This window comes from Clostridium sp. SM-530-WT-3G (genome assembly GCF_012843905.1).
In the GTDB taxonomy this organism is placed as follows: Bacteria; Bacillota; Clostridia; order Clostridiales; family Clostridiaceae; genus Clostridium.
In genome coordinates, this window is sequence record NZ_JABAGC010000072.1 from 1 (window position 1) to 5070 (window position 5070).

Sequence of the window (5070 nt, forward strand, 5' to 3'; positions counted from 1 at the left end):
AGGAAATTTGAGTGATATAAAAATCTCGGCTTTTCGAAGCCTTGATATATAAGGGTTAAGAAATATGATTAACCCTAATATAAACAATATATTGAGGTGATTGTATATGTATAATGAATCCTCTATTAATTTTATAAAAAATTTCAAATCTCTACCAAAGATTTATCATATCAATGAATGGTGTTAAAATTCTAAAATCAACTAATGGTATAGATTGGTTTGAAATTCCATCTAATATAACCAAAGGAACTTCTTCAAGGTCAATGATGGTTTATAACAACAAACTTTACCTCACTGTAATGGCTGATGGAGAAGACTTACCTTCTCTATTATATTCTTCAGTTGATCCTGAATTATTCGGATGGACTTTAGAAACACCAGAAGGTGGTGAAGAAGGTAAAAATCCAATAGGAACAATATGGACTATAGCATCTTTCAATAATCATCTTTATCCTGGTACTTCAAGTAAAAAAGGCTTTATGCTTTGGAGAACAGAAGGAAGTGAACCCGAGCTTAATCATTGGAAGCTTATTATTAAAAATGGAGGTGGCCATGATTTCAACTCTATTCCAATTTCTCTTGTTGAATTTAATGACCATCTATATATAGGTACTGGAATAGATACTACTGCAATGCTATGTTATGTTTTTCCTGTTGGCTGTGAAATTTTACGTGTAGATAAAAATGATAATATTGAAACTGTAGTAGGATATAATAACCCAATTAATAAAATTTATGGTGGTTTTAACAATAAATACAACCTCTATATGTGGCAAATGAAGATATTTAACAACAAACTATATATCGGTACCTTTGACTGCTCAAGTGCTATAGAACCAACATTAGAAATTTTCCTAAAAAATGCTGATATGCTTATTAAACAATTTACTCTTCCTGTTTTTGAATCATTAGTTTCTTCTTTGTACTCAAATATAGTTTCATTAAAAAGTGAGCAACATCCATCAGGTTTTGATTTCTATGTATCAGAAGATGGAGTAAACTTCTCTCCAATTTCGTTAGATGGCTTCAAGAATCCTTATTCATATGGTATACGTAACATTTTTATAAGTGATGATAATGATATGTATATAGGTACTGCAAATCCATTCCAAGGTTGTGAAGTTTACAAATTAAATAAAAGTTATGTATTTCAATTATCATAACTTTCTATTGTATTACTAAATTATAAGATAAATTATTTACTTTCATATTTTTTTAATTCTGCTTTATTTACCTCTAAGTTTAATTTAATATTAAATTTTCCGCTATTAATTTAAATAGCGGTATTTTTTGTTTATAATTTTTATTTTCACCTCATATTGAAATATTTAACTTCACAAATTGTTTACTTCTTAGTCACATATAGTTTATTGAATTTGTAATTTTAGTTTAATATAATTTATTTGTTAATAGTATTATTTCTTAATTTATTTCCAAAACATAAAAAATATGTAAATTTTAAAAACTTGTTTTTTTACACTACAACACTTTAATTTTACATAGAAAAATATTCAACAAAAAATATAGCACAAAACATAGTAATGTTAATTTTTTAAATTGGAGGCAATTTCAATGAAAACAACAAAATTATTTATTAATTTCTTAAAAGATTTTGATAAAAAACCATTCTTAGTTAAATATGATGGACAAGAATATTTAATAGGTGAAGGTAAACCTTTATTTACTGTTAAATTTAATAAGGAAATACCAATTAAAGATCTAATGACAAGTACTTCTATTGCATTAGGTGAAGGATATATGAGAGGCGATATTGAAATAGAAGGTGACTTATATAATGCACTTAACTGTTTCTTAGGACAAATGGATGATTTTAAAACAGATACTCATTCATTAAAAAATGTAATATTCTCGTCTACTTCTAAGAAAAATCAAAAGAAAGAAGTAACATCTCACTATGATATAGGAAATGATTTCTATAAATTGTGGCTAGACGATACTCTTAGCTACTCTTGTGCATATTTTGCAAATGAAAATATGACTCTTACAGAAGCTCAAGAAAGTAAAATAGATAGAATATTAAAGAAATTATATTTAAAACCTGGAATGACTCTTCTTGATATTGGATGTGGTTGGGGATCACTTTTAATAACTGCCGCAAAAAAATATGGGGTAAAAGGAGTAGGTATAACATTAAGTAATGAACAATATGATGCTTTCAATAAAAGAATTCAAGATGAAGGACTTAGTGATCAATTATCTGTTCAATTAATGGACTATCGTGACCTTCCAAATAAAGATTTTTCTTTTGATAGAGTTGTAAGTGTTGGAATGCTTGAACATGTTGGTAGAAAAAATTATGATTTATTCTTATCATGCGTAAATTCAGTATTAAAGCCTGAAGGTTTATTCTTATTACACTTTATAAGCGCTTTAAAAGAATATCCTGGTGATGCATGGATTAAAAAATATATATTCCCAGGTGGAGTTGTACCAAGTTTAAGAGAAATTTTAAGTTCTTGTGCTGAATATAACTTCTACACTCTTGACGTAGAAAGCTTAAGAAGACATTATAATAAAACATTATTATGCTGGGATAAAAACTTCAATGAACATAGAAGTGCAATTGAAGAAAAAATGGGAACAGAATTCACAAGAATGTGGGATTTATATTTATGTGCTTGCGCTGCAACATTTAATAACGGAATCATAGACCTTCATCAAATCTTATTAACTAAAGGTGTAAATAACGAATTACCACTAACTAGATGGTATTAATTAATAATAAAAATAATAATTTATTTTATACAAAAACGCTATAATACTATAATATAAATTTAAAATAAGTCACATTAGTAATATATCAAAAGTTATATTTCTAATATGGCTTATTTCTTAATTCATATATTAGTAATAACACTCATTACTACATTTGCCACAAAAAATCTCATCTTTTATCTTTTTCTCAAATGAAATATTATCTTCTAGTGTATATTCCTTACTGTGCATGTTATTTTTCTGCTCACTCATGTTAAGTATATCAATTGCTTTTCTTAACCCAATTATATCTCTTTCCATATTTTCTATAGAATTTCCTCTTCCAACAACCTTTAAATGAGTCACTCCTGAATCTTTAAGCCTTTTCAATGCACATATTCCGCATCCAGAAGCTCCAAGAATATATGAATTATTTTCATATTCATCATAATCTTCTTCAAAGTTTTCCTCTTCAATGTCTTTATAATATTTATTAAACTTTTCATTAACTTTCTTAAAATTATCAGATTGATCATCTACTTTTCCAATAATATATGGAAGCTGACATATATGACTTAATTCATCACAATGTAGAGAACTACAAAATGCCCCTGTATAATGGCATCTTTCATTTAACATAAATGCTTCATATTGAATATTTTTAACATTATTATTCTCTATACATGATTTTATATCTTCAATTGTATTTTTTCTATGGAATATATATCTCCCTATATTAAATTGATTTAAAAAGTTTATAGAAAGGCGATTTATTTCCGCACATTCTCCACTCAAATGAATAAAACAGTCTATATTTCTTTCTTTTAGATACTCTAAAAGTGCAATATCAGCAATTATAAATTCGTAAAATCCTATACTTTTTAATTTTTCAATAGTCTCTGCAATTATTTCATATTGCTCTTCTAAATAATATAGATAATTAAAGGCTATTGTTACAGGTACCTTATAAACGTCCACCATCTTTTTTAATATTTTCATATCTTCAAAAGAATTTATCTGTGTATTATAATAAAGCACTTCACGTCTATTTAAAGGAAATAAAGTCCCATATTTTTTATTCCACTCGTAAGGTACAAAGCCCACAAATACTTCATCTGCACCTGCTTTAACCATTCTTATATAATCATCTATGCATCCTAGTCCTGCTACTATTTTCATAATGTTACCTTTCTAAATACTGTTTTTAATTATATTATCAATGAATTATTTATAAATTAATTTTCTTTATTTATTAATATTTCATAAATAATTCTATATGAAAATTCTCATTTAACCAAGTACAAATAAAAATACATACTTCTAATGATTATTCATTAAAAGTATGTATTTATATTCATCTTATATTTTTCTTATTTACTCTAATCAAGTTATTGATTTAAATTTCCACCTTCAACAACAAGGTTTTCTTCAAATTCTTTTCCATATACAGGTTCTAAAGTTTCTTCATAAGCTTTATGTACAAAATTTTCTTCCCCTAAAGTTTCAAGTTCATCATTTATCCATTCTCTTAATTCATCATTTCCTTTAGCTACAGCAGGAGCAATCACGTCTTGATTTCCAATATTTGCCACACCAACAACAAATTCTGGATTATCTTTAGCCCATGCAATAACTTCAGTATTATCACTTAATATACCATCCCCACGTCCATCTTTTAATCCTTGGAATATTTCGGAATACTGTTCATACTTTACAAGGTCAACATCTGGATGTTCTTGTACCATATAAGTTTCTGCAGTTGTTCCCTTTGCTACAATTATCTTCTTGCCTTTTAGTTCATCTTCAGAGTTAATTGGTGCCCCTTCAGGTGAAACAACACCTAATGCAACTTTCATATAAGGATTTGCAAAATCTACTTTTTCTTTTCTTTCATCTGTTTCTGTAAAATTAGCCATTATTATATCAACTTTATTTGATTCAAGATATGAAACTCTACTTGCTGCATCTACAAGCACAAATTCTACATCTGATTCATCTCCTAAAAGATCCTTTGCAAATCTTTTTGCTATATATACATCAAATCCCTGATTTTCTCCATTAGAATCAACATATCCAAATGGTGCTTTGTCACTAAATACACCTATTCTTATTTTTCCATTTTCTTTGATACTTTCTAAAGAACTTTTATTCGTTTTACTAGAATCAGTGCTTCCTGTTGAACTTCCACATCCAGTAAGGCATGTAACAGCTACCACCCCTGAAAGTATAATACTTGCTAATTTTTTAAATCTTTTCATTTTATTCGCCCCTTAAAATAATAGATAGTGTAAAGTTGTTTACACTACGCTTTTTAATTTTTCTTTATATTTCAAGGGTTCCGACCGTTTTTTTGTA

The 5070-nt window shown here is 27.4% G+C and carries 4 protein-coding genes; 2 read left to right on the forward strand and 2 right to left on the reverse strand.

The window, feature by feature from the left end; all coding sequences use genetic code 11:
• The first annotated feature begins 173 nt into the window (after positions 1-173).
• Together HF850_RS15090 and HF850_RS15095 are read left to right on the forward strand one after the other, a co-directional pair.
• Complete coding sequence (locus HF850_RS15090) at positions 174-1163, forward strand: hypothetical protein (RefSeq protein WP_169106242.1); 990 nt, start codon at positions 174-176, stop codon at positions 1161-1163.
• A 409-nt stretch (positions 1164-1572) separates the two neighbouring features.
• Positions 1573-2736, forward strand: coding sequence for a cyclopropane-fatty-acyl-phospholipid synthase family protein (locus HF850_RS15095; protein WP_169106243.1), 1164 nt, complete (start codon positions 1573-1575; stop codon positions 2734-2736).
• A 129-nt stretch (positions 2737-2865) separates the two neighbouring features.
• Here the strand turns inward: HF850_RS15095 and HF850_RS15100 are convergent, their stop codons facing one another.
• Together HF850_RS15100 and HF850_RS15105 are read right to left on the reverse strand one after the other, a co-directional pair.
• Complete coding sequence (locus HF850_RS15100; RefSeq protein WP_169106244.1) at positions 2866-3894, reverse strand: U32 family peptidase; 1029 nt, start codon at positions 3892-3894, stop codon at positions 2866-2868.
• A 209-nt stretch (positions 3895-4103) separates the two neighbouring features.
• Positions 4104-4973, reverse strand: coding sequence for a cysteine ABC transporter substrate-binding protein (locus HF850_RS15105; protein ID WP_169106245.1), 870 nt, complete (start codon positions 4971-4973; stop codon positions 4104-4106).
• Between the last annotated feature and the right edge of the window lie 97 nt (positions 4974-5070).